This window comes from Methanothermobacter tenebrarum (genome assembly GCF_023167465.1).
Classification (GTDB): domain Archaea; phylum Methanobacteriota; class Methanobacteria; order Methanobacteriales; family DSM-23052; genus Methanothermobacter_A; species Methanothermobacter_A tenebrarum.
This window is the reverse complement of sequence record NZ_AP025698.1, coordinates 1112501-1138691: the sequence shown is the minus strand read 5'-3', so window position 1 is coordinate 1138691 and position 26191 is coordinate 1112501. Positions and strand designations below refer to the sequence as shown.

The window sequence follows — 26191 nt, the reverse complement described above, 5'->3', positions numbered from 1 at the left end:
GTTTTTTACTAGCATCATAGTCGTCGGATAAGTATAAATCTTTTTAAGATCCTCTTTAATAATATGAAAGTAATGGATGATCAGGAGGGTTTTTTATGGATGAAACATTATTGATGATCCCAGGTCCTACTAGAGTCACTCCAAGGGTATTGAAGGCCATGTCAGAGAATATAGTGAATCATAGAAGCGCCATATTCGGCAAATTCTTAACAGAGACGAGTGAGATGCTCTCCAACATATTCCGGACCAATAATAAATCCTATATACTTACAGGTTCGGGTACTGCGGCCATGGAAGCGGCTATAGTTAATATACTAGAGCCCGGTGACAGGATACTTAATGTGGTCGGTGGAAAGTTCGGTGAAAGGTTCAGTAATATTGTTGAGGCGTTCGGGGGCGAATCAAAGAGGATTGAGGTTGAATGGGGGAAGGCAGCGAATCCTGATGATATCAAAGAAGCCCTTGAAGAAGATGAGAGTATAAAAGCAGTTACTGTGGTGCACAATGAAACTTCCACTGGGGTTGCTAATCCCATAAAGGAGATAGGTAAGATCCTAGATGATTATGATGCACTTTATATTGTTGATACCGTCTCTTCACTAGGAGGGGCTGAGGTAGATGTTGATGGATACAATATAGATATTTGTGTTACTGGTTCGCAGAAATGTCTTGCAGCCCCCCCAGGTTTGGCTGCGATAACATTAAGTGACGATGCATGGGATGTTGTTGAGAATACAGATTCAAGATGCTACTATCTAGACCTTAAAAAGTATAGGAAGACCAGTAGCCTGGAACCCCCAGAGACGCCTTACACCCCGGCGGTTTCATTAGTATACGCCTTACACGAAGCATTAAAGGTTGTGGAGGAGGAAGGTCTTAAAAATAGGATTAGAAGGCATGAGTTGGCCGCGGAGGCCACTAGGAATGCTATAAAGGCGTTGGGTCTTGAGTTGTTCCCTGATGAGAGGGTTTCATCCACAACTGTTACAGCGGTTAAACTACCAGAGGGTATAACAGACGCTGAACTTAGGGGTACCATGAGGAACAAGTATCATGTGGAACTTGCAGGTGGACAGGATCACCTGAAGGGTAAGATATTCAGGATAGGACACATGGGTAATATAACACACAGGGAACTTATAACAACATTCTCAGCATTGGAGATGACCTTAAGGGAACTTGGATTCGATGTGGAGATGGGTGAAGGGGTAGCTGCAATAGCAGACACTTATCTCCCCAAAAACCTCTAAAATTTTTTCTTATTTTAGTACATTTTTTGGTTTCTATGCCTAATATTGTGCCTGTTTTCGCATCTATTCGGATGTGGGCTACGATGGTCCCTGGTGGGTGTTGTCCCTCACTTGTAGTTACAATTACTGGAACATAATATACTCCACCCTTTAGCGATGGTGTGCCGGCTGTGGTATTCCCAAATTCTGCAGGGTTTGCGGCCATGTAATCAGCTGCGATATTCTGAGCCTCTTCTGCGGATATCATCCTCGGGGTGGTGGTTGTCTGATTGTATTGGACTTCCTGGGTTTTTGTGATGTTTTGGGTGACATTCTCCTTCGGCTCTTCTCTAGAGTAGAATATGCCCCTAACTAGGATCAGTATAATCAATTGCAAGGGTCAATAAGATGTACTTGGAGTTCATTTTTCTGAAAAACCACCGGAATTTTCTTTTTGATGAGGTATTATAAAAGGGTTTCCTTGTTGGAGGTTCTATCCTATCTCATCAATTGACCTTTTAACGATGCTAATACCCCATTTAGCCATTTGGGTGGCCTTTTCTTGGCTTTTAGCCTCTGCGAAGCATCTGAATATTGGTTCTGTGCCTGATGGTCTTATGATCACCCACCCGTCTTCCTTGAATATTTTAACACCATCTGTAGTGTCTATTCTATCTACGCTAGGATCTTTTTCAACTTTTTTTTGGATGGTGGCCATTACCTTGGGTTTAAGTTCATCTGGACATTCTATTTTCATCTTTTCAGAATAGTATCTTGGTAGTTCGGCTACGAGCTTGGAGATTGGTTTGTTTTCCTCTGCCATGATTTCGAGTATCTTGGCGGCTGAGAGGGCCCCGTCCCTGCCATATACAAAATCTGGGAATATTAGGCCGCCATTTTCTTCGCCGCCGAAGAGTCCTTTTTTCTCTTTTAGGGTTCTTGCCACGATTAGATCTCCTACTGGGGTTGTTATAACCTTTCCATTGTTTTCTTTTGCGATGTCATAAATGGCTGAAGTGGTTGCTACGGTGGTTACGATCAAGCCTCCTTTGTTTTCTTGTAACATTTTCTTCTCTACTAATGCAAAGGTTTTATCGCCGAAGATGAAATCTCCTTTTTCATCTATACAGATTGTCCTGTCGGCGTCGCCATCATGGGCCATGCCAAGATCCGCTCCGCTGGTTTTAACAATATCCATCAGATTTTTCAGGTTTTTTGGGGTTGGTTCGGGGTCTCGGCCGGGGAAAAAACCGTCTGGTTGACAATTCAATGATAAGACTTCGCATCCGAGCTCTCTTAGAAGGTATGGTGTTGTATATGAGCCTGCCCCTGATCCGCAGTCAACTACAACAGTAAAATTTGCCTCTCTTATGATATCGGCATCAACTCTCTTTATAATCTCATCTATGTATTCTCTGATAATCTTCCTGTTCTTGGTTGTGGAGCCTATTCTATCCCATGGGACTCTTTCAGCCTTTTCTTCGAAGAAGATTTTCTCTATCTTTTCTTCTAGTTCTTCTTTGATTCCTATACCATGTTCATCGACGAATTTTATCCCATTGTATTGTGGGGGGTTATGGGATGCTGTGATGATAACACCTGCATCATAGTATTTTCTAACAGCATACTGTACTGTGGGGGTTGGGAGGATCCCAAGGTCTACAACATCACATCCTGTGGATAGGAGACCTGCTATAACAGCATGTTTTATCATTGGGGTGGAGGTTCTTGTATCACCGCCCACAGCAATTTTCCCATCTGTGAGCGAACCGAAGGCTGCTGAAAGCCTTGAGGCGAATTCTGGTGTTAATTGTTTATTCGCAATCCTTCTAACGCCAAAAGTGCCGAATAGTTTCTTCATTTTATCAACCCTTCGTAGATTTTGAAGTCCTTATTTGTGTATACTAATCTTGAGTATGGGGGTGGGTTCATATTAGTTTTGAGGACTATATAGCCTATTTTTTCTCGTATCATTTCTTCTTTTGTGAATTTTCCGCTTATGTATTTATCCCCATTGATGGATTTAACGGTACCGGGTGCATAGCCTCCGGCAGCCACTGGCTGATCTGAAATAGATACTATTATGGGATCCAGATGATAATCTGCAGTTACAGCAACTCTTTCATGATCTCCATGATACTTGAACCATTCTGCAACCTGGATCTCGGAGGCAGAGATGGAGGGTTTCGTGGAATTGGCAGTTACATACCCGTTATACAATGATAGGACCATTATCATCAACAGGAGGAGGGTGTACTTTTTTTTCTCGAAATTTAGGGCTTTTATGGATAAACTTGCAAGTACTGCTACTGGGAACAGGTTGAAGTAGATTATTCTTTCGGTGATTACATTAACGCCGAATATATAGATTACACTTATGAATGTCACGCTGATAAACCAGGAGAGTATTATGATATTCTTTTTTTCACGGTTCCATAGGATGTTGATGAGACCTACCAATGCTAGGAAGAATGGGATGGGACCTATAAGTTGTATATAACTTTTAAGTGGTAATGCTTGTGTTGGTGGTGATCTGAATACAAAACCGTATTTTATGAGGAGGGGGATTAACCAGGGACTACTTGTGATTAAACCTGCTATTATAATGATCCAGTATCCTTTGAGGTTTTTTTCGCCCTTGATTTTCAGGAGTATGGTTGTAACTGTTATCACGGATAATATTATGAGGGCTGATAATAGGTGGGTGAGGAGAACTAGGCCCCATAGGAAACCAGCTACTATGGCATATTTATTTTCGCCTTTTTTAATTGCAAGATAATAAAAATAGACGAGGACGGGTAGGAGTATCACTGCCATGGATTCTGGGATTGGGACGATCATCCTCTGGAACAGGGGGCTTGAGATGATGAATAAGCCTGTGAGGAATCCTATAATGTTCCCATAAAATTTTCTCGAAATATAAGAAAACGAAAAAACCCCGAAAAATGCTAAAAATGGTTGTATTAGCCTCGCAGCCAAAAAGGGGCTGATATTCAAAATTTTCACAATGGATAAGAGGAATAGGTGGAAGAGTGGGGGATAAAATATGGGCCTCCCATAGGGGGCTGCGGTTAGACTATCCCAGAAGAGTATACCTTCACTGTAAAGTTTCATATTATGTATATGATAGTAGATGTCCCAGCTTAATGGCCAGTTATATTTTATTGTGGGTATTAATGCTAGTGTGAATGCGAGGGCTGGTATGAATACTATGAACTTGTTAAAAGCCGATTTTCCAGGATAGTCCAAGGTTTTCACCCCACGGATAATTGTCATTAGTCTATAATATTTTTAGGTTTTGTGGCTCTTCAAGTATGATCTCCATTGAGCCCTTGTATTCTGTTATTTTCCCTGTGATTTTTATTTTTCTGTATTTTAGCATTTCTATGGGCAGGTTGGATCTTTCAATCTCGTTTTTCACTGATTGGAAGATTACAATTGTTATCTTCCCGGTACCGTCATTTAATGTGATGAATGATGCTTTACCGGTTCTTGAATTTTTTATCTCCTCCACTAAACCTGTTACTGTGACTTTTTCATCGATCATGCCCCTGTTTATTTCTTTTATTTTAATTTCCCGTGGTGTGATACTACCCGCTGATATTATCATCCCTATAAGGCCCACTAATGCTATGAAAATGACAATCTTAAATATCTTCTCATCTTCCATAAACACCATATTAATGATGGGCTGTTAAGTATTATTATATTTTGTGGCCTGGCCATCCTTCGTGGTTGAATTTAGGAAAATTGTAGTATATGGGGGAATGTTCATGGTTTGAAGAGTGATTCTATACGTTTTATGGTGTCAACGTCTTCTAGGCTGAGGTCGTCTCTTATCCTTTTCACAACTGGAAATCGGAGGGAGTATCCGCTTTCATATTCTGGGCTTTTGACTATTTCACTATATGCTACTTCTAGGATTATCTCAGGTTTTACTTTGATTTTCCCCCCCTTTTCTTCTATCGTTATCTTCTTCAGTCTTTCTGTGAGTTCTTTGAGGGTTTTATCATCTAGGCCTGTTGCAGCATGTGCTACTGTCTTCAGTTCACCGGTTTCATCATCCCTTGCAGCTAGAAGATATGATCCTACAAGGTGTGCGCGTTTTCCTTTGCCGTATGTTCCACCAATAACCACTAAATCCAGGCTTTCGGGTTCTGCCTTGTATTTGAGCATCTTTTTACCCCGTATCCCTGGTATGTAAGGTGCGTTTGGATCTTTTATCATTATACCCTCATGTCCTTCTTTTATAGATTCCTTGAAGAGTAGTTTACCATCCTTGATGTTCTCGGTGTTGACGCTTATTTGTTTACTTAATTCTATTTTACCTTTTATGGGCTTGATTATGGATTCTAGGATCTTGCGCCGTTCTTTGAAGGTTTCGTCTATTAGGGGCTTCCTATAATATAATATGTCGAAGAGGTAGAGTGTTAGTGGTATTCTGGTTATCATCTCTTCGATGTCGTATTTTCTTTTCACTCTTTGGAGGATGTACTGGAAGGAGCCTGGTCTTCCTTCAATGTTTACGATGATTTCCCCCTCCACTATAAAATCTTCACCTGGTAGGGCCTTTTCCACGCGTTTGATGATCTCAGGGACCGCGTTGCTTATATTTTCTAATCTGCGAGTGAATACGAGGATTTCATCACCTTTTCTGTGTATTTGGACTCGCACACCATCATATTTGGTTTCGCAGAGGGCCTCCCCCAGTTCTTCTATGGCGGATTCTATGCTTTCTGCCAGTTGGGCTAGCATTGGTTTCACTGGTCTTCCGGGTTCTAGTGAGAGTCTGCGGAGTCCGGCTTCGCCTTCACTCTTGGCGACCTTGGCCACCATCCCGAGGTCGTTGGTGAGCATGTAGGCTCTTTCAACAACTTCTTTGTCGATGTTGAATGCTAGTGAGATGGCGTCGCTTATAATACCCTCACCAGCCCCCACCCTTAATTCCTCGAGTATTGTTCTTGTTATATATTTGGCTTCGATTGGGGAGGCTAATGAGAAGATGCCGAGGAGTATGTTTATCTTTTTTGATTGGGCTCCGGGTCCTGTTATGGATGCCAATTTTCTAAGGTCTTTATAGACTTTTTTGACTGTGAGGGGTTGTGGAGTGAATGTTACTTGGGCTTTTCTTTTGAATAGTACTTCGCTTGCTTTGCCAATGTCGCCTTCTTCGCGGATTTTTTCTTCTATTTCATCAACACTCACACCAGTGACTGTTGATATTGCTTTCATTAGAAGTTTTGGGCCGATTCCGAGTTCTTCTTCGCTCCAGGTTGGGAAAACACGACCTAGAAGGAGTAGGGTTACTATTGGTAGAAGTTTGGTGTCTGTCTTTTTGAGGAAATCGGCTATTATAACGGTCTTTTCTAGTCTTTTGGTTGTTGATTCTAGCCTGTTATAGAGTTTAGCTAAATTTTTGTATTCCATAATCATCCCCTTAACTTGGGGGGTTTTATTGTTTTTTGAAGAGTCTTAGGGCGCAGTATTCGCCACACATTGAGCACATGTCTTCTTCTTCAACTGGGCATTGCATTCTATATTTTCTGGGTTTTTCGTGGTCGAATGCTAGTTCAAATTGCCTCTCCCAGTTGAAGTTTTTCCTTGCCCTTGCCATCTCTAATTCCATGTTCCACGCCCTCAACATCCTATTAGCGGAGTCGGCTGCCTGTGCAGCTATCTTTGATGCTATAACACCCTCCTTAACCTCTTTTACACCGGGTATGGTTAGGTGTTCTGCTGGTGTGACATAGCAGATGAAATCTGCTCCATGATAGGCTGCTATAGCCCCTCCAATGGCCGCGCTTATATGATCGTATCCTGGGGCCATGTCAGTTACTATGGGACCTAGGACGTAGAATGGGGCTCCTTTACAGATTGTCTTCTGGATTTTCATATTCGCGGGAATTTGATCTATTGGGACATGTCCTGGCCCTTCTACCATGCATTGTACTTTGGTTTCTCTGGCTTTTTCAACCAGTTCTCCTAGTGTGATTAGTTCTTGTAGTTGTGGGGTGTCTGATGCGTCTGCTAGGCAGCCTGGTCTCAGTCCATCGCCGAGGCTGAGTGTGACATCATATTCGTGGGCTATTTCGAGGAGGTATTCGTAGTTTGAGTAGAGTGGATTCTCTCTCTTGTTATGTTTCATCCATGTGGCGAGGAACACTCCTCCTCTGCTCACCATCCCCATGATCCTCTCTGATCTTTCTAATTTTTCCACTGTGTCGAGTGTTATGCCAGCGTGGACTGTCATGAAGTCGACTCCGTCTTTTGCCTGTTTTTCTATTGTATTGAATATGTTGTCTTCGTCCATGTCGACTATTGAACCGTTATTTGGTTGGGCGGCTTTTATGCCAGCCTCGTAGATGGGTACTGTGCCGACTGGTACGTCCACCTTTTCTAGGATGGTTTTTCTTATCTTGGATAGTTTTGGTCCTGTGCTCAGATCCATTATGGTGTCTGCTCCGTATTGGACGGCGACGAGTGATTTTTTAATTTCCAGTTCGGGATCCTCCAACCTGGGGGATGATCCGATGTTAGCGTTTATTTTCGTGGATAGGCCTTCACCTATCCCGCATGGGATTGGATCATGGATTGGGTTTGATGGTATGACGATTCTCCCTTCTGCTACTCTTTTCATGATCTTATGGATCTTATAATTTTCAGATTTGGCCACTTCTTCTATTTGGGGTGTTGTGTTGCCTTTTCTTGCTTCTTCCATTTGAGTCACTTTGGATCCCCTCACCTTTAATATATGATTTGGAACACAAATAAGTTTATGATACGGAAACTTCGTGCGAAGGATATTATGATAAGGGATGTTATTGTGGTGAAACCAGAGGAGTCTGTGGCGGCTGCGAAGTTGAAGATGGTCCGGGCTAATATTGGTGGGGTGCCTGTGGTTGAGGGGGATAAGCTTGTTGGTTTCATAACACATAGGGATATATTATTGGCTGGTAGTGAAGCTCTTAAACTTAAAGTGAAGGATATTATGAGCCGGGATCTTGTTGTGGTTGACAAGAACACGCCTATTGGTAGTATAAGTAAGATAATGGTGGAGACTGGCTATCAGAGGATCCCTGTGGTGGAGGATGGGAGATTATTGGGTCTTATAACCCAGAGTTGTGTGATAAAAGCCGTGGCTGATCATATAGAAGATGACTGCCCCTAAAAAAAGGGGGATAGTTTTAGATGAGTGGATATGGTAATGGGGGGTTTTTCTTTTCTTTGAGGCCGCCTATCTTCTCTATCCTCTTTTTTATGAACTTTTCACCGGCTTTTGTGGCGGCGTATATTGGTATTGAATATCCTGCTTTGAATAGTGCCTTTTTATCGCCAATGTGGCGTATGTGTTTTGAGGCGCAGGATGTTATGATATCAGCATTTTGGAAGAGTATTTCAGCTTCTTTTTTTGTTATACCGGTAAGGTGAACGGCGAAGATGTAAATTTTCCCATCTAATTTCCTTATTTTAACTGCATCTTCTACATCGGCTACCGTAACAGCCATGGAATAGTATCCTTGGCTTAGAGCTTTTTTAACACCCATTAACTGGTCTATCCTCCCGGTGTCTGGTTCTAGTACGTTTTCTTCTCCGAGTTCTTCTATGATCCTTTTTATGGGGCTTGTCTTTACTATTCCGGAGATTCTCCCACCCACTCCCTGTGCGAATTCTGGCTCAGTTATTATGACTGTCCCAGCCCCTTCACATACCATCACCGCACAGTCTATCATATCCTCTTCGAGTAGTGTTGAGATTATCTCGGAAACCCCAAATGAAAGGAAATCCCTCATCCTAAGTTCTCTCTCAGGGGTGCACATCCCAAAATCTTTTATCCTGAATTCTATATTTTCACGTATAGTTTCCTTGTTTAGTTCCTTGATGCTCCTATATTTGTGGAATAGTGGACAGTATTTTATCATGGGCTCTCCGAGTGAGACTATCCTACCATCCCTTATAATGATCCGGGTCCTTCCCAGGGCTTCTATGATATGCTCATCCATTCTTTCACCCTTCTTTGTATGGGAATCCTTCAGCGGGTGTTGGTTTCAAGATTTTGATGGCATCTGATCTCATAAGAGCGTTCACAGAGGCGCTCAATGAACAGAGGGTCCCTATACCATAACCTACCCTCTTGTTATCATCCATAATATCTACTGTTATATAATCTTCCATTCTCACAATCTCTCTTACGTTAACGTTTTTCATCCTGTGGAGTACTTTGTTCCCCAGGGCCCCCATGGCCTTCCCTATCCAACAATGTTTGAGGGGGCATTGATCGCAGTAGTGTTTAAATATCCTATTCCATTTTTTACTCCCTAATCCAGCCGCTATCTCAGCCCTTACAGTGGAATATGCTATGCAACAGCCCCAGTTCCTACCTATAATCTTATCATCTTCGATTAGGTCGGTGTATATTCTCCTGTTTTTCCACCTGATCCTATTTAGGATGCCCCTTTCATATTTTATCTGGCCTGTGTTCTTGGATCCTTTTAATTGCTCTGCTATTTTACGCCTTATACTGGGGACTCTCCCAGCTGATATGTTTATCGCACAGACTGGACAGAATCCTGTGACGGAATTTGAGATCTCATCACCATCCTTGTCATAGAATATCGCCCTGACACCTATACCATCCCTTTTAACCTCCACGTACCCGCCATTTTCCCAGATATGGGATATTATCAGACCCGCGGATGTCACAACCCTCCCATAACCTGACATCCCAGCCACTCTCCTAAGATCGGCCTTCTTCGTCAGGACACCCTCTATGTCTCCTGCTGTATCCTCTGGGATGATATCAGCGTCTATCTCTGCCCGGAGTATGGCCGGGGCCCAGGTTATATCTCTACCATCCCCTATGGTTTCCCCCATGCTATTAACTAGTCTAGCGTCCACACCCTCAAAACATTCATTTGACTCCCCTATTATACCATGGTTTGAAAGTTCCTCGAGGACCCTGTGACATATACCACATGCACCCTCTGCCAAATCCAGGATTGAGGAAGAAACCCTCAAATTGTCTCCCAATATTATCCCCCCCATAGGGACATTCTTGTTATATTATTATCCTAACCAGATTATAAAAGTTATCCTAACCAGATTATAAAAGGCAAAGTATAAAATACTGACCTTCTATAATCTCTCTGTGTGGGGGTATAATGAGATTTTGGATTTGTCATAGGAGACCTGATAGGACGTTCTCGATAAGAGGTCGTTATTTCCCGGTTTGTTCAAGATGTACTGGTGTATACATTGGAGCGTTCTCCTATTTTTTAATAGCATATTTCACACCCATAAAATACACTCTAAACCTAGTTGTCATGGCGATCCTAATAACAACCCCAATGATACTTGATGGGTTCACGCAACTGTTAGGTTTAAGGGAAAGTAACAACCTACTGAGACTCTTAACAGGACTCCTCGCAGGCTTAGGCCTCGGGATCTTGACAAAAGCCCTAAAATTTTACATATTAACGTGGTGGGTATGTTGAAATGTCCAAGATGCGGAGCATACAATAGGAGAGAAGCCAATTTCTGCAGAAACTGCGGGAAAAAACTCCGCAAAGGATCTGCAAATGTTATATTGTCTGTGTTAGGGGGCTGTTGCCTTGGCATAATATTCCTAGTCATGATAGGGGCTATGATAAGCCCTGAAGTCAGCCAAGAACCATACGATAAGAGGGAGACCATAAACGGTTATACCATAGTCTACCAGACGACAGATTATACTTGTGGACCGGCCTCCCTTGCAACAGCACTCATAAACAAGAAAGGCGCTAACTTAACCGAGAAGATGATAGTGGATTATCTCGGTAACGACCCCAGGGGTTATACTGCCCGCCAACTCATTAAAGTCGCTGAACATTTTGGATACAATGCTAGTATACAGAAAGGCCCCCCAGGAAAATATGATATAATAGTAATAGATGATGGCAGTCTTGACATAGGATATCCATGCTATGATGAAAACCATACCAAAAAATATGTTGTGATACCAGGGTCCAATGGTCATTTCACAGTATATGCTGGGATGACCCCGGATGGTTTTATGATATTTTTAGACCCATCAAGTGGGATAGAATATGTCAGCCCCGAGATATTCGATGAAATCTACCAGAATATAAGAATCCACATCCAATGATCTTATTTGGATGGCTTCCTGGAATATATTAATAGTAGTCCCATATTGTAACCTTCCAGCTTTCAAGCTCTGTTGAATACACTCTTATACAGTATGTTCCTGGCCCATTTGAGACTCTATCCTTCTGGTTTTGCTCTTTGGAGACTCGGTCGGTCCCCAGTCTATGGTGTCAGTTGCTATTCCTGAACCATCCTTGAGAACATCAACGGTCATGATATTTATGTCATAGTTGATTATTGGTGTGGCGGACATGATCACTAGGAACTTACTGCCCCTGATAGTGAAACATTCGTAGTCATCACCGGATCCCGTGAAGGTTGCAACCTTGTGCCACTCAGGGATCTGGGCATCCTCGGGTGGTTTCACTTCTTTTGATGTATATATAACATTCTCATTTCTGGGTTCTGTGACCAGCTTTATCAACATCCCGGAAGTTAAACCTAAAGCTGCAACCAGTACAAAACATATCACAAGAAGTATCTTTTTCTCTTTATTCGATTGGTCCACTCCTTCATCAATGAATATATGAAAATCCTAGTTAATAAGCACTGGCGGTGTAATCCTATTTGATATGGAAGAGTTGATAATTAACTTTGGAAAATGAGACAAAAAATTGGATCATCAGTCGCGGTGAAGAACTTTCAATTTCCCTGTTCTGATATCAATTATCAGTCCATGGACCGGTATATCATCAGGGATTGCCCTGAATTTTTTGATGGTCTTGACACCTTCAATAACATTTTTTTCTTCATCCTCAATTGCCATGATCCAGTCTTCCAGTCCAAGTTCTTCAATAAAATCTCGGGGGACTCCATTTTCTTCCATGGCTTTCCTGAGTTTTTCGAAGTTAACATTTGCCATTCCACAATCGGTATGCCCTATAACCATGATCTCCTCTGCGCCAAGGGAGTGCACTGCAACTACGAGTGACCTAAGTGCATCATCTGTTATACGGTTTCCGGCATTCTTTATGATCTTGGCGTCGCCTCTTTCAAGGCCCATTGCAGGTTCAAGAAAGTCAGTTAATCTTGTGTCCATACAGGTTACGATGGCGAGTTTTTTGGCTGGCCTGTGGCTGAGGTCTTCGCTTTTAAAATCCCTTAAGAATTCCTGGTTTTTTTCCAGTACTTGATCTATGATCATTGGATCACCTTAAAAAATTAAAATAGGATGGGTTTTTTATTTATGGGTCAGTGGAGGTTCCTGACCTGTTTCAAACCCTGTCTTATAGCCAAAGATGTTCTGTACTCTGATGTTTATTTCATGCCATATCTTCGCAAGGGGTATCTCTGCCGGGCAGAGTTCCTCGCACTGGCCACAGTTGGTACATGAATCCACCATGTGCATCATTCTCTCGAGGTGGAAAACAGGGGATGGTGGAAGTTTACCCTTTTCAAGCCATTCAGGGGTCTTTGTTTCAAGTGAACACTCTTCACAGTAACAGATTGGGCATGCTTCTCTGCAGCTGTAGCACTTGATGCAACGGTTCAGATCATCCATGTACTTATCAAGGTTCATGAGGATTTCAGCACCGGTTTCTTCACTGAAGTCCTTTTTCTGCCACTTGGTTGCAAGGTTAACCATTGCCTGGTCGATTTTTTCACGTATTTCAATACCTTTGGGTATTGGATCCTCTACGTGAATTACTCCTGCGTTTATTGCCTTTTCAAGGACTTCAGTACCCTTTTCAGATGTTACTTCCACGAAGGTTGCCTTGCCGGCCAAGGGTCCTATAACACCCCAGTTACCAAGTGCAAGGTCAGCCATTCTTGGTATGTTCTTCTCACATCTTCTGCAGTTGGTCCTTCTACCGTAACCCATTTCTTCTACTTCATCAACACTGATAGCCTTTTCAGCGTCTGATGTTTCAATTATCAATTTACCCTTTGCTATTTCCTCCTTGATAACGTCGTCAGGGTCCATTTCATATACTTCTTCTATCATCTGCCTTGTCTTTACAGGTGGAAGTGTTCCTCCACAGTTAACACCCACCATTATTACGTTGTCCCTGTCTATTTTACCCCTCTTGGCAAGCTCAACTATTGTCATGGCATCGCATGGCTTTGTTGTGACTGCTATCTTCATGTCCCTTGCACTCTTAAGGTAACGTGTGATGACCTTTGCAATGTTGAGTGTACCACAGTGGAGTGAACCTGCAGTTTCTATGACCTTATCCGGATCTGTTATCAAGGTTGGAACGGCATCGTAGAGATCTGAACCCTTCTTAACGGCGAGAATCGCGTCTACAATTCCTTCTTCAAGCAGGAATTTTAGCAGTGAGGTCACAACCCGTCCAAGAGGGGGTTACATGGACGTTTTCATCCCCCTCCTCACAAATGGGACTTCCCGCCGATAAAGTTAAATAGTAAGATAGTATTTACAATTATTAGTATGGTGAAGTGGGGTCCTGTATTTGTAGGTTTCATACTTTCTATTGTCTTTCCAATCATCCTAAGGTCTTTCATGCCAGGGGGCGCTTCTGTCCTGGGATTGTTCCTAGCAGGTTTTGTAGTGGGTTTAATGGTGAAGGAGGGTGCCCTTGGAGGTTTCTGGAATGCTACGGTGGCTGGTGCGTTTGGTGGTATAATATTAACCATACTTTTAAGCATTTTCGGCGCTCTCATCGGCGGAATATTCGGTTTTTTCATAGGACTTTTCAGTGGTATCGCAGTGGTAATAGTCCTACTTTTAGTTTCGATGATATTCATGGGGATTGGGGGGGCTATAGGCGGTTTCCTGGCAGGGGACTAGGGATTCTGGCCCCAGCACACGATTTTGAGATGATCCCTCAAATGGTGGGTTTTTGGATAAAGGTTTGCGTGGTCAGTATGCTTGTTGGTGTTGTCTCTGATACTCATATACCTGATAGGGTGCCTGTCATCCCTGATAGGGTTTTTGAGGTTTTCAGTGGCGTGGATATGATACTCCATGCTGGGGATTTAACCTCATTGGACGTTAAGGAGGAATTCAATAGTTTAGCCCCTGTAAGGTGTGTTCAGGGTAACATGGACCGTTATTATGGTCTTGAACTTCCAAGGGATGAGATTTTAGAAATAAATGGTCTGGTTGTAGGTTTGAATCATGGTGAGGTTTATCCTCGTGGGGATACTCAGCAGCTTAAGTATATTGCCCTGGAGATGGGTGTTGATGTTCTTATTTCGGGGCATACTCACCAGCCGTTTATTAAGGAGGTTGATGGTATACTGCTCTTGAATCCTGGGAGTCCTACTGTGCCACGGTTGGCTTATCCTAGCGTCATGTTGGTTGAAATCTCTGATGGTAGGGTTGAAGCAGAGGTTGTGAGGGTGGGTTCACCGATTTGTAGAATAAGGTGATTGGCTTTGGGTAGAAGATGGTATCTTGAAAGGAGAAGGGATTATTATTATAAGAGTGCTAAGAAGGAGAAGTATAGGTCTAGGGCGTCGTATAAGCTTTTGCAACTTGATAATAGGTTTCATATTATAGGGGATGGTGATAAGGTTGTCGATCTTGGGGCTGCTCCTGGTGGCTGGTCACAGGTGGCCCTTGAGAGGGTGGGTGGTGATGGGCTTGTCATTGCCGTGGATATTAAGCCTATTAGGCCTTTCCCGGTGGATAATTTCCATACTATAAGGGGTGATTTTACAGATGTGAAGGTGCAGGAGAAGATAGGTGAGCTTCTAGGCGGGAAAGCTGATGTTATAATATCTGATGCTTCTCCTTCACTTTCGGGTATAAAGGATATTGACCAGTTAAGGTCATTGGAACTTGTTGAAAGTGTTATAAAGGTTGCTGGGAGATTCCTTAAGAAGGATGGTAATCTCCTTGTTAAGGTTTTCCAGGGGCCTGGTTTCAATGAATTGTTAAGGAAATTGAGGAGTTCCTTTAGGAAGGTTAAAAGCACGAAACCGGCTTCTTCTAGGAAAGGCAGCCCCGAGATGTATATTGTCTGTAAGGGATTCAAGGGTTAGGATTTTAGACTGGCCAGACTATCTCTGGCTTCTTTTAATTTTAACTTTGCTGTCTGTAATCTATTCTTGATCTCTGGTATTGGTTTGTTGGTGGAAAGGGCGCTTTGAACATCATCGAGGGCCGATTTAGCCTCCACGAGTTTTATCTCTGCGTTAATGTATTTTTCCATAAGGTCTTTGTTACCTGATTCATAGATTGTCTTTTTTGTTGAATCGTAGTCGATTTCCAGATCCTGGTATTCTTTTTGTAATTGGGCGTACTCATCATATAATGATCCTTTATCAACATTCGTGGATATTGTTGAGGATATTCTCTCAATTCCAATGTATGCTAGGACTATGACCGTTGCAATGATCATTAACACTCCAAAAACCGAGATGGTCATTGAAGTGAACTTGAACAATCTTAGCCTTGACCTTTTCATTGAATCACCTCCAGTGCATCCTTGTATCCACTGAAATTTTATGGTCTGTAAAGATTTTTATAAAACGATAATAATATATTTTTATGATGAAGGTAGTAGAGAAAACAAAAACACCCACTGTTAAATTTGAAGAATTCTTTTCCACGAAAGAATATAAGGATAGGATATTCGAGGTCCTGGAGAAATACCCCAATGTGAGATCCGTTGAAATAGACTATAGGGACCTGGAAATCTTCGACCCGGATCTTGCGGATCTTCTAATAGAGAAACCTGACACTATAATAAGAACGGCGCAGAGGGCCATCCAGAACATAAACCCTGTGGGAGTGGACGCGGATCTTAACATAAGATTCAAGAATATCACTAATATTATCCCATTGAGGGATTTGAGGAGTAAATTTATAGGTAAGCTAGTTGCAGTTGACGGTATAGTAAGGAAGGTTGATGAAATACGTCCGAGGATATTAAGGGCTGTTTTTGAATGTAGAAGCTGCGGACACCAACAGGAGGTGCCCCAATCCAGTAACATTTTAGCCGAACCTTCCTTCTGCCCGGAGTGTAGGGGCCGTTCATTCAGACTATTACAGGAGGATTCTCAATTCCTTGACACTCAAACTTTAAAGTTACAGGAGCCCCTGGAGAATCTTTCGGGTGGTGAACAACCCAGACAGATAACCATAGTCTTAGAGGATGACCTTGTGGATACCTTAACACCTGGGGATGTTGTGAGGGTCACGGGTATCCTCAGAACAATAAGGGATGATAGGGCGAAACGTTTCAAGAATTTCATATATGGAAATTATGCGGAATTTCTCGAACAAGAATTTGAAGAATTGCAGATAACAGCCGAGGACGAGAAAAAGATCAAGGAACTTGCAGTGGACCCTAACATTTATGAGAGGATAGTGAGATCCACAGTCCCATCAATCTATGGATACCGTGAAATCAAGGAGGCTATTGCCCTCCAATTGTTCGGGGGAACCGGGAAGGAATTGGATGATAAAACAAGATTACGTGGTGATATACACATTCTTATTGTTGGGGATCCTGGTATTGGAAAATCCCAGATGCTTAAATATGTTTCAAAGCTGGCCCCTAGGGGCATATATACCAGTGGTAAGGGCACCACTGGTGTTGGTTTGTGTGTGGCTCCTGAGAGTCTAATCTTTACAGAGGAAGGGGCATTGGAGATTGGAGATTTTGTTGACAAGAACCTCACTGAACCTATCAAATATAAGATGGGGGTTTATGTTTCAAAGCTTGAAAAACCTATTAGGGTTCAGACTATTAATCCAACAAGAGTATCTTCGAGGGTTTCTGATAAGGTTTGGAGGCTTAGGGCTCCGGAGAAACTGGTTAAAATAACAACAGAAACTGGGAAGGAGTTGACTCTAACACCAGAAACGAAGGTTTTAAGTTTTGAGGAGGGAGAATTAAGGTGGGGGGAAGCTAAGAGACTTGGAGAAGGCGACCATGTGGCGACAACAAGAAGATTAGAGTATGGGGGGCGAAGAGTTTTAACATTGGAACTTATCGAGGACTTGGATGATGTTGTAGTTTATGGGGTAGAATCTCTAATAGGGAAACTTTCCAAGGAGATTAAAATGGGGGAGGGTATTAGAGAATCCGCCGGGGAGCTTGGATTTAATGGAGACGATCATTATAGGAATACTATGAATTTGAAGATGCTTTTAAAGCTTGCTGAGAAAGCCAATTATAGTCTGGAAAGGTTACATGATGAAATTCAAGGATTTTCACAATCTCAGGAGCGTCCAATAAAGCTTCCTAAGTACTTAAATGAGAGGTTTTTGTACTTTGTAGGTTTGATAGTTGGGGATGGGGATATTAGAGTCACATCTGATGGGGTTTATTCTATAAGGTTCTCAAATACTAATAGAGAACTTAGAAGAAGGTTCAAATCTCTTGTCAAAGAGCTTTTCGGGATCGAGTCAAGGGAGAGTACACTAGGTATCAGTTTCAATTCGAAGATTATTGCACACATTTTGAGCAGACTTGGCATCCCAGAATCTGGAGGATTCGATATTAGTGAAGTTATATTTTCTCTTCCAAATAAAGAACTTGCAGCATTTATCAGGGGATTATTCGATTCCGGTGGGATCATAAGAGATGATGGCCCATCTTCCATCGAATTTTATACTAAAAGTGAAAAATTGGCCCGTAAACTCCAACTTGCACTTCTAAGATTTGGGATAATAGCCCATCTAAAGAGGAGGGAGGTTATAGGTGATTATCTTATCCGAATTTCCGGGGAGGGTATTGGAAAGTTCGCCAAGTTTATTGGATTTGAAGATCTGAGGAAAAAGAATAAACTCCGGGGATTACAAGGTGGGGAGAGTAATACGATCATGGATATAATCCCCGGGATTGGGGAAACCATAGAAGAGATAATAAGTTTTTATGGGGTAAGTGTTAAAGAAGCCCATGATTTTGGAAATCTAGTTGAAGAAGATGGTGCTATTTCAAGAAAATCACTCCAGAGGATTATCAGAAACTTAAAATCAAAAGCTTCGATTGAAAATGTTAAAATAGAGTTGCCTGATAAGCTCAAGTCAATGTTAGGGAAAAGCTCAGATAAGAGCATACCTTTCAATACTCTTGTTCAATTTACAAGAAGAATAAAAGATAAGAGGGTGCGCAAATCCTTTGTTCGAATCTTAAGGGAGTTGAAAGCTCGGGAGGAAATTATTAGAGAAAAGCTTCAATATTTAGAAAGCTTGGCTTATTCTGACATCCTATTTGAAAAGATAAAGAGGGTTGAGGTCATCGATTCACCGTATGATCATGTTTATGATCTAACGGTCAAAGAATCCCATAGTTTCATAGCAAATGGGATAGTGGTTCATAACACAGCCGCGGCGGTTCGGGACGAACTTGGGGGATGGTCCCTTGAAGCTGGTGCATTGGTCCTGGGAGATCGTGGAATTGTCTGTGTTGATGAATTGGATAAGATGCGTGAGGAGGATCGTTCCGCTATACACGAGGCACTTGAGCAGCAAACCATAAGTATAGCCAAGGCAGGTATCATGGCAACCCTAAATTCCCGTTGCGCAGTACTAGCAGCCGCCAACCCAAAATTCGGCCGATTCGACACTTACAAGTCCATAGCAGAGCAGATAGACCTCCCATCAACCATACTCTCAAGGTTCGATTTAATATTCGTCATAGAGGACAAACCACACGAAGAAAGAGACAGAGAACTTGCAAGGCACATCCTCAAAACCCACAAGGAGGATACATTACCCATAGAAATCGAACCAGAACTACTAAGAAAATATATAGCATATGCGAGAAAGAATATTCACCCCAAACTAACAGACGAGGCGATGAAAGTACTCGAAGAATTCTATGTTTCAATGAGGAGCAGCGCAACAGACGAAGACTCACCAGTACCAATAACAGCACGGCAACTAGAAGCCATAATAAGATTAGCAGAGGCAAGCGCCAGGGTAAAACTCAAAAATAAGGTCGAAGCAGAGGATGCTAAAAGGGCTATAAGACTGGCGAAATCATGCCTCAAACAGGTAGGCTACGACCCAGAAACAGGCAAAATCGACATTGATAAAGTAGAAGGCCGAACACCAAAATCGGAAAGAGACAAATTCAACATACTAATAGAATTAATAAAAGAACTTGAAGAAGAATATGGGGGAAAAGCACCCACTAACATCCTTAAATCAGAAATGTTAGACAGATATAATATAAGTGAAGAAAAGGTAGAAGAACTCTTAAGATTTTTACAAGAAAAGGGGGTAATATTCGAACCCCAGAGAGGCTATGTAAAGATAGTCTAAAAAAAGAGGAGGAGGTATGATAACTTTGCAAGATTATGAAAAATTACTAGATAGGGCCATAGAACAATTACCACCAGAGGTCCTAGAAACTAAACGTTTCACCACCCCCAAAGCTTACTCTGTCATCCAGGGTAACAGGACACTCATCCAAAACTTCAAGGATATAGCGGCCAAATTAAACAGGGACCCACAACACCTTCTAAGATACCTACTGAGGGAACTTGGAACAGCAGGAAACATCGAGGGTAAAAGGGCTATCCTCCAGGGGAAATTCACCCATTTCCTTATAAATGAGAGGATAGAAGATTATGTGAAAAAGTTCGTATTATGCCCAGAATGTAACCGTCCAGATACTCGCATAATAAAAGAAGGTCGCATATCCCTCCTAAAGTGTGAGGCCTGCGGTGCTAAGGCCCCTTTAAAGCCAGTCTAGGTTAGGAGTTTTATATGGGTGGGAATTTTTGCATAAACTGTGGGCGCTCCAACATCCAACTCTTCAAGGGATTATGCAGGGAATGTTTCCTCAAAGAGTATAAGCTTTTGGAGGTTCCTGAGAGGATAGAAGTTGAAGTCTGCGCGCACTGCAACGCACAACTAATCAATGGTAAATGGACTGGGAGGGGCGTCCCAGAGGATGAGATAATATACCGCGCCCTCGAAAACAATATTAGCAGGAGTGTGGAGGATACCATAGTAGATCTTGAAATAATCCAGAAAAGGGGGACCATAAGCTCCTGCCTAGTAAGGGGGGAGGCGAAGGTCCTGGGGGAGAGGATAACACAGGATTTCTATACGGAGGTAAGATTAAAAAAGAGGGTATGCCCATATTGTAGTAAATACAAATCAGGATATTATGAGGCGGTCATACAATTAAGAGCAGATGAGAGAAGCCTAGGATCAGGGGAGATAGAAAAGGCGGAACAGGTGATAAACAAGATCCTCCAGAGATTATGGGAAAAAGACAAACTAGCATACCTTGCAAGGACAACCCGGCAAAGAGAGGGTGTAGATTATTATATAGGATCATATAAGGCGGCTAAGCGGGTTGTAGCAGCCCTCCGAGAGGAATTCGGGGGGATTGTGAAGGAGTCTCCCAGGCTCATGGGGAGGGACAAATCCACCGGCAAAAACATCTACAGGATATGGATTTCATTCAAACTACCCAAATTCAAAAAAGGAGACTTCATATCCTACAAAGGCCACATTGGGGTTATAAAGGCCATGGACTCCCATGGTATACTATTCTATGATCTTGACAGGCGAGAAATGTCCACTACACTCTGGCGTGAATACCAGAATATAGAGAGAATAGCGACACCAGAGGATATAAAGGAGACAACCGTCACAGCAATATCCCCTGGTAGGATACAAATACTTGATCCTATAAGCTATGAGCCAATAGACCTCAAACTCAAACCTGGCATGGAAAATTTAAAGATTGGTGACCAGGTATCAGTAATCCAAATAGACAATAAAACCTACATCCTATGGTGATGGGAGTGAATATCGAAGAAAGGATAAAAATTGCGAAAAAGGGCACCATAGAAGTTATCACAGAAGAAGAACTCAGGGAAACACTCCAAAAAAAGAAGGAGCCAGTCGCATATATCGGCTATGAACCATCGGGGAAGATACACGTAGGCCATGCCATCACAGTGATGAAACTCCTAGACCTTCAAAGGATAGGATTCAAGGTAAAGGTGCTCCTGGCAGATTATCATGCTCACCTTAATGGTAAGGGGTCCATGGAGAAAATAGAAGAGATGGCAGAATACAATAAAAGATGTTTCAAGGCCCTGGGCCTATCAGATGATACGGAGTTCATATTAGGTTCAACTTTCCAGACTACTGGGGAGTACACCCATAAACTCTATGAGCTATCACTTATAACGACACTGGCAAGGGCTAAGAGGAGCATGGCGCAGATAACAAGGGAAGCTGAAAATCCTAAGGTCGCTGAGGTCATATACCCTCTGATGCAAGTTATTGACATGATATTCCTAGGAGTGGATCTTGCATTGGGTGGTATGGAGCAGAGGAAAATACATATGCTTGCAAGGGAGAACCTTCCAAGGCTTGGCTACAATGCACCGGTATGTATGCACACACCCTTACTCCATGGGACAGATGGTGGGGAGAAAATGTCATCTAGTAAGGGGAATTTCATAGCAATTGACGACCCCCCAGAGGTTATCAGGGAGAAGGTGGAAAAAAGTTATTGTCCAATGAAGGAGATAAAGGGCAACCCTATAATAGAGATGGCAGAGTACCTTATATTACCAAGATATGGTAAGATGCTGATAAAGAGGCCTGAGAAGTTTGGAGGGGACTTTGAACTTGACCGTGAAGGACTCATAAGGGAATACCTTAGCGGGAGATTACACCCACTTGACCTTAAAAATGCTGTTAGTGAATATTTGATAAAGATTTTTGAACCCGCCAGGGCATACCTTGAGTAGGTGTTATAATGTTATATGAGATGAGATTGCCACCTGGGATAACAACTAGCATGGTTATAAAGATTATGGAAAAGTATGATGTGGAGTTGGTCCAGACAGACCAGGGGCCGGTCCTGCAAGGGGAATTGGAGGAGCTTGAAAAGGTTAAGGATGAGATTGTAAAGTATCTTAACGAGCGCATAAAGGAATTAGAGGGAAGATGATTATTATCGGCAAATGCCAAGGTAGGGTGCTATTATCCTCCTTATATCCTCTTGTATGATGTTGATCCCCCTGTTAGCATCCACTACTGGGAACTTTTTTTCTTCCGCTATTCTGAGATATTTCCTCCTAACCCTTTCAAGGAATGATTTCTCCTCGAACCTTTCAAGGCCTTCAAATCTTTCCTGGGCATCCTCGGGGGTGATGTCAAGTATTATAACGATATCCGGTTTTATGGCGAATTTGTTTATTTCCCTGATCCAATCTTCTGGTTCCTGGTATGCTATGCTAGAGTAAAAGCATCTGTCGCTTATTATGATGGTTTTTTCATTTTTTGCCTTTTTGATTTTATCCTTTAGGAGGAGTCTGTCAGCTGCGAATAATAGGCCGAGTATCTTTTGCTGGTCATCGGTTGGGAGGCTTGGTTCATTTAATATTCTCCTTATGAGCCTCCCGATGGGTGACTGGGTAGGTTCTCTGATAAGCTCTGCCCTGTACCCGTTCTTATCAAACCAGTCTTTTAAGAGTTTGCATTGTGTTGTTTTACCGGCTCCGTCTATTCCTTCGATACAAATATACATTGAATCCAATATATAATGGTGGGATATAAATAATATGATAGGATAAAAGTTTGAGGTTTGGATCATGGCAAGGGTAATGATAGTGGAAGATGAGAACATAGTTGCTATGGATATAAGGCAGCGCCTGGAGATGTTAGGATATGAGGTTACCGCTACTGTAACTACAGGTAAGAAGGCTATTGAATTAGCCGATAAAACAAGACCAGATGTTGTGCTCATGGATATCGTCCTCAAGGGTGAAGTGGATGGTATAGAAGCGGCCGAGGAGATCAGGAGACGACTTGGAATCCCCATCATTTATATAACGGCTTATTCTGATAGCAAGACCCTTGAGAGGGCGAAGGTGACAGAACCATTCGGTTACATTATAAAACCCTTCGAGGATAGGGAACTTCAGAGTGTAATCGAGATAGCACTCTATAAGGATAAAATGGAGAAAAAATTGAGGGAGAGCGAGGAACTTTACCGTGCGATTATAAGATCATTAAATGATGTCCTATTCACTCTAGATGCTGATGAAAAATACACTATGGTATCGGGTCAAATACAAGATTATGGTTTGGCTGAGGAGGAGATGGTGGGGAAAACCCCCAGGGAAGTTTTCGGAGCTGCTGGTGAAATACACCATGAACAAAACCGGATGGTATTAGAGGGCGAATCAAGGATATACAATTGGGAATGGGAAAAGGATGGTGAAAGATTATATTTTATGGTGTCGCTTTCACCCTTGAGAGATTCTAATGGTGAAATTATTGGGATAACCGGGATACTCAGGGACATCACTTCACTTAAAGAATATGAACTGGCCCTTGAAAGGGAGAACAGGATAAACAGGGCATTAGCAAATCTTGCCAAGAAGCTTCTGGAACCCATATCACTCGAGAAGATATCTGATAATGTTATAGAATATGCTAGGAAACTTACAGACAGCCAATTTTGTATCATAGGAGCCGTTGAAAGTGGGAGGTTAAAGGAGTGTATCATACCAGAGGATACATTAGAGGAATGCCAACTGGAGGAAGAAGCCAAAATGGGAAGCTTATGTGATCGTATCATGGAAAACAGGAAACCGATATTATCCAATAACCCCCAGGAGGATAATATTAGCCTGCCTGAGGGTCATGTGAAAATTGAAAACCTCCTCATAGTCCCGGCCCTATTACAGGAGGAGCTTGTGGGTATAATAGCCCTTGCAAACAAGGATGGTGACTATGAAAAGAAGGATCTTGAGATAGTGGAAAGATTAGCGGACTTATATTCAATCGCCATAAAAAGGAAACAGGACGAGGAAAAGAATAGGATAATCATCCAAAAATTCTTGAAGATAGTATCAGAGGTCCTGGAAGAGCTTAAATAGAACTTCGATCCCATGGCAATGTCAAATACTATTTTTGGACGGGAAGATCTTAAAAAGATAAAGGGTATAGGGGATAAGTTAGCCGACAAGATCCTCGGGGAACTTGGAGGCGAGGAAGAACTTACAAGGCTAGTTGAGAATAGGGAAGTGGATCGTCTAGCCAGAGTAGATGGTATCAGTCAGGGAAAGGCTATCGAGGTCATAAACAATCTACTTGGGGATCCAATACCACAGTTTTTGAAGGGAGAGGGGGCCAGAAGATTATACGAGGATATAATCAATAGGATACTCCCATATGCTAACACCCAATACTCACGTAACCGTATACTCCTTTTACATCCTAGGAAAGATCCTAAGTGGATAAAAGAACATATACAGATGGTGATGGATTCCAAGGAGACGATCCAGAGACTCCCCATAGAAAAAATCAGAAGACTACTCAAGAATATAAAAACCCCAGATGAGCCAAAACCAAAATTCAACCAGGGGGTGGCCATTCTAACAGAAGATGAAGAAGAATATGAGAGACTCATAGAAATGGGCCTTAACAGGTATCATCCGATACTCATAAACCCTAACCCGATAGAATTAAGGGAATATGAGCTTATAATCTATGTCTATTCAGAGGGGCTGTTCGAGGTTGAAGGAGCGCACAATATAATCATGGTCCATGCAGGCGCCGAAAAACACCAGATAGTACCTGAAACGATCCTAGATTATTTTAAGGAAAACAGGAAACTTCTCAGAAGCCTATTAGCACTTGGAAGGTTGCTGGGCTGGGAGACGGTCCTAGATGAGGTAATGAACATCCTGGGAGAATTAGAGGAATCTGAGACAACCCAGGATATCAACAAGATCGTCAACACAACAAAATCAGAAGCCGATGAAAAACTGGAAAAACTCATCAAAAGGATAGACCTCAAGGGGGATGAGATCCTAAGGCTCCTCGACGAGGGCACAACAAACAAGATAGATAGAATATTTGAAAAAGTCATGAGAGAAGCCAAGGAAAAACTTAAAGAGGAGACGGGGATCGACTTCAACCCATATATAAAATCCTATCCGCTCAAAATAGACGAAAAAGAGCTGAAAAGGGCGGAGGAGATGAAATTCTCCGAGGAGATCATCAAAACATTCGAAAAAAGAGTAGAAGCCGCGGAAAAACTCTCCAAACTCAAACCACGACTAGAAGAGGAAATAAAAGAAATCCTAGAATTCGATTACAAACTCGCACTAGGCTGCTTCGCAGCCAAATACAAACTAGAAAAACCACAAATAACAGACAAAATAAAACTCAAGGGAGCACTACACCTAAACCTAATCCCCAAAGAAGACAAAGAAAACATCCAAAGAATAGACTACCAACTAGACAACCAAGAAAACATCAGCCTACTCACAGGCGCCAACAGCGGAGGCAAAACAACCCTAATAGAAACAATAGCACAGATAATAATACTGGCACAGATGGGACTCCCAGTACCAGTGAAAGAAGCCCAGATAAAAATATTCGACGAAATACACCTATACTCAAAAGAAAAAACACTAGACGCAGGAGAATTCGAATCATTCCTACGAAGATTCACAAACACCATAATAAGCAAAAAACAAAAACTAATACTACTAGACGAAATCGAAGCCATAACAGAACTAGAAGCCGCCGTGAAAATACTATCAACCTTCATAGAACTTATAAAAAACTCGGAATCCTACGCGGTCATAGTAACCCACATGGCCAGGGAAATAACAGAAGAAGTAAACGTGAGAATAGACGGCATAGAGGCCAAAGGACTCGACGAAAACTACAACCTGATAGTCAACAGAACACCCAAAATGAACTACCTAGCCAAAAGCACACCAGAACTAATAGTCAAAATGCTCTACCAAAAATCCAATGGTAAAACAAAAAAAATCTACGCAAAAATACTCGAAAAATTCAAAAAATAAAATTTTATTGTTGCCTGCATACTAACTCTACAAAGTTCACAGCCAGGATATTCTCATCCCTCTCCCCGAGCAACCCTCGAAGCAGGCAGTCT

Annotated in this window: 25 protein-coding genes and 1 pseudogene; 14 read left to right on the top strand and 12 right to left on the bottom strand. The window is 42.2% G+C overall.

Annotated features, from left to right (window positions below; translation table 11 throughout):
• Positions 1-95 precede the first annotated feature (95 nt).
• Positions 96-1250, top strand: a complete 1155-nt coding sequence (locus MTTB_RS06415) for a pyridoxal-phosphate-dependent aminotransferase family protein (RefSeq protein WP_248564184.1) — start codon at positions 96-98, stop codon at positions 1248-1250.
• 472 nt (positions 1251-1722) lie between these two features.
• Here MTTB_RS06415 and glmM read toward each other — a convergent pair whose 3' ends face one another.
• The 5 genes from glmM to thiC all read right to left on the bottom strand — a co-directional run bounded on the left by glmM (position 1723) and on the right by thiC (position 7956).
• A complete protein-coding gene (glmM, locus tag MTTB_RS06410) occupies positions 1723-3090 on the bottom strand; it encodes a phosphoglucosamine mutase (protein WP_248564183.1) in 1368 nt (455 codons plus the stop codon).
• Positions 3087-4478 carry a glycosyltransferase family protein gene (locus MTTB_RS06405; protein ID WP_248564182.1) on the bottom strand — a complete coding sequence of 464 codons (1392 nt, stop codon included), beginning with the start codon at positions 4476-4478 and terminating at the stop codon, positions 3087-3089. The genes glmM and MTTB_RS06405 overlap by 4 nt, the downstream gene beginning before the upstream one ends.
• 31 nt (positions 4479-4509) lie before the next feature.
• Positions 4510-4899 (bottom strand): OB-fold nucleic acid binding domain-containing protein, encoded by a 390-nt coding sequence (locus MTTB_RS06400; protein WP_248564181.1) that lies wholly within the window; start codon positions 4897-4899, stop codon positions 4510-4512.
• 101 nt (positions 4900-5000) lie between these two features.
• The gene (locus MTTB_RS06395; protein WP_248564180.1) at positions 5001-6656 is read right to left on the bottom strand and encodes an ATP-dependent DNA ligase; all 1656 of its coding nucleotides are present in this window, start codon (positions 6654-6656) and stop codon (positions 5001-5003) included.
• A gap of 25 nt (positions 6657-6681) precedes the next feature.
• On the bottom strand, positions 6682-7956 hold the full coding sequence (gene thiC / locus MTTB_RS06390) for a phosphomethylpyrimidine synthase (RefSeq protein WP_248564179.1): 1275 nt from the start codon (positions 7954-7956) through the stop codon (positions 6682-6684).
• Positions 7957-8004: 48 nt separating this feature from the next.
• On the opposite strand from thiC, the gene MTTB_RS06385 reads away from it, so the two are divergent.
• Positions 8005-8397, top strand: a complete 393-nt coding sequence (locus tag MTTB_RS06385) for a CBS domain-containing protein (RefSeq protein ID WP_248564178.1) — start codon at positions 8005-8007, stop codon at positions 8395-8397.
• A gap of 16 nt (positions 8398-8413) precedes the next feature.
• On the opposite strand, the gene MTTB_RS06380 is transcribed toward MTTB_RS06385, so the two are convergent.
• Positions 8414-9229 (bottom strand): methanogenesis marker 8 protein, encoded by an 816-nt coding sequence (locus tag MTTB_RS06380; protein WP_248564177.1) that lies wholly within the window; start codon positions 9227-9229, stop codon positions 8414-8416.
• A gap of 4 nt (positions 9230-9233) precedes the next feature.
• Complete coding sequence (locus MTTB_RS06375; RefSeq protein WP_248564176.1) at positions 9234-10256, bottom strand: hypothetical protein; 1023 nt, start codon at positions 10254-10256, stop codon at positions 9234-9236.
• Between the two features lie 131 nt (positions 10257-10387).
• Between MTTB_RS06375 and MTTB_RS06370 the strand changes: the two genes are divergently transcribed.
• Complete coding sequence (locus MTTB_RS06370) at positions 10388-10720, top strand: DUF2085 domain-containing protein (protein ID WP_248564175.1); 333 nt, start codon at positions 10388-10390, stop codon at positions 10718-10720.
• Complete coding sequence (locus MTTB_RS06365) at positions 10714-11370, top strand: cysteine peptidase family C39 domain-containing protein (RefSeq protein ID WP_248564174.1); 657 nt, start codon at positions 10714-10716, stop codon at positions 11368-11370. Before MTTB_RS06370 ends, MTTB_RS06365 begins: the two co-directional genes overlap by 7 nt.
• Positions 11371-11454: 84 nt before the next feature.
• On the opposite strand, the gene MTTB_RS06360 is transcribed toward MTTB_RS06365, so the two are convergent.
• The 3 genes and pseudogenes from MTTB_RS06360 to MTTB_RS06350 all read right to left on the bottom strand — a co-directional run.
• The gene (locus MTTB_RS06360) at positions 11455-11796 is read right to left on the bottom strand and encodes a hypothetical protein (protein WP_248564173.1); all 342 of its coding nucleotides are present in this window, start codon (positions 11794-11796) and stop codon (positions 11455-11457) included.
• Positions 11797-11991: 195 nt separating this feature from the next.
• Entirely contained in the window at positions 11992-12513 is a 522-nt protein-coding gene (locus MTTB_RS06355; RefSeq protein ID WP_248564172.1) for a beta-class carbonic anhydrase, read from the bottom strand.
• Between the two features lie 36 nt (positions 12514-12549).
• Positions 12550-13665 (bottom strand): annotated as a pseudogene (locus MTTB_RS06350) (Coenzyme F420 hydrogenase/dehydrogenase, beta subunit C-terminal domain); the annotation flags it as partial.
• 96 nt (positions 13666-13761) lie between these two features.
• Here MTTB_RS06350 and MTTB_RS06345 point away from each other — a divergent pair.
• The 3 genes from MTTB_RS06345 (at position 13762) to MTTB_RS06335 (ending at position 15320) form a co-directional block, all read left to right on the top strand.
• Positions 13762-14121: a DUF5518 domain-containing protein gene (locus tag MTTB_RS06345; protein ID WP_248564170.1), complete on the top strand. Its 360-nt coding sequence runs from the start codon at positions 13762-13764 to the stop codon at positions 14119-14121.
• A 77-nt stretch (positions 14122-14198) separates the two neighbouring features.
• On the top strand, positions 14199-14705 hold the full coding sequence (locus MTTB_RS06340) for a metallophosphoesterase (protein WP_248564169.1): 507 nt from the start codon (positions 14199-14201) through the stop codon (positions 14703-14705).
• Positions 14706-14711: 6 nt separating this feature from the next.
• On the top strand, positions 14712-15320 hold the full coding sequence (locus MTTB_RS06335; RefSeq protein WP_248564168.1) for an RlmE family RNA methyltransferase: 609 nt from the start codon (positions 14712-14714) through the stop codon (positions 15318-15320).
• Here the strand turns inward: MTTB_RS06335 and MTTB_RS06330 are convergent.
• The gene (locus MTTB_RS06330) at positions 15317-15745 is read right to left on the bottom strand and encodes a hypothetical protein (RefSeq protein ID WP_248564167.1); all 429 of its coding nucleotides are present in this window, start codon (positions 15743-15745) and stop codon (positions 15317-15319) included. The genes MTTB_RS06335 and MTTB_RS06330 overlap by 4 nt on opposite strands.
• 86 nt (positions 15746-15831) lie before the next feature.
• Between MTTB_RS06330 and MTTB_RS06325 the strand changes: the two genes are divergently transcribed.
• The 5 genes from MTTB_RS06325 to MTTB_RS06305 are packed head-to-tail and all read left to right on the top strand — an operon-like array spanning position 15832 to position 22219.
• Positions 15832-19557, top strand: coding sequence for an LAGLIDADG family homing endonuclease (locus MTTB_RS06325; protein ID WP_428343378.1), 3726 nt, complete (start codon positions 15832-15834; stop codon positions 19555-19557).
• Between the two features lie 25 nt (positions 19558-19582).
• A complete protein-coding gene (locus MTTB_RS06320; RefSeq protein WP_248565304.1) occupies positions 19583-19990 on the top strand; it encodes a translation initiation factor IF-2 subunit beta in 408 nt (135 codons plus the stop codon).
• 14 nt (positions 19991-20004) lie between these two features.
• Positions 20005-21051, top strand: coding sequence for a 60S ribosomal export protein NMD3 (locus MTTB_RS06315; RefSeq protein ID WP_248564165.1), 1047 nt, complete (start codon positions 20005-20007; stop codon positions 21049-21051).
• 5 nt (positions 21052-21056) lie between these two features.
• Positions 21057-22016 carry a tyrosine--tRNA ligase gene (locus MTTB_RS06310; protein WP_248564164.1) on the top strand — a complete coding sequence of 320 codons (960 nt, stop codon included), beginning with the start codon at positions 21057-21059 and terminating at the stop codon, positions 22014-22016.
• Between the two features lie 8 nt (positions 22017-22024).
• Positions 22025-22219, top strand: a complete 195-nt coding sequence (locus MTTB_RS06305) for a hypothetical protein (RefSeq protein ID WP_248564163.1) — start codon at positions 22025-22027, stop codon at positions 22217-22219.
• A gap of 3 nt (positions 22220-22222) precedes the next feature.
• Here the strand turns inward: MTTB_RS06305 and tmk are convergent, their stop codons facing one another.
• Positions 22223-22798 (bottom strand): dTMP kinase, encoded by a 576-nt coding sequence (gene tmk / locus MTTB_RS06300; RefSeq protein WP_248564162.1) that lies wholly within the window; start codon positions 22796-22798, stop codon positions 22223-22225.
• 64 nt (positions 22799-22862) lie between these two features.
• Here tmk and MTTB_RS06295 point away from each other — a divergent pair, with 64 nt between their 5' ends.
• Together MTTB_RS06295 and MTTB_RS06290 are read left to right on the top strand one after the other, a co-directional pair.
• Positions 22863-24155: a response regulator gene (locus tag MTTB_RS06295; protein WP_248564161.1), complete on the top strand. Its 1293-nt coding sequence runs from the start codon at positions 22863-22865 to the stop codon at positions 24153-24155.
• Between the two features lie 12 nt (positions 24156-24167).
• On the top strand, positions 24168-26099 hold the full coding sequence (locus MTTB_RS06290) for a MutS-related protein (RefSeq protein ID WP_248564160.1): 1932 nt from the start codon (positions 24168-24170) through the stop codon (positions 26097-26099).
• Positions 26100-26191 lie beyond the last annotated feature (92 nt).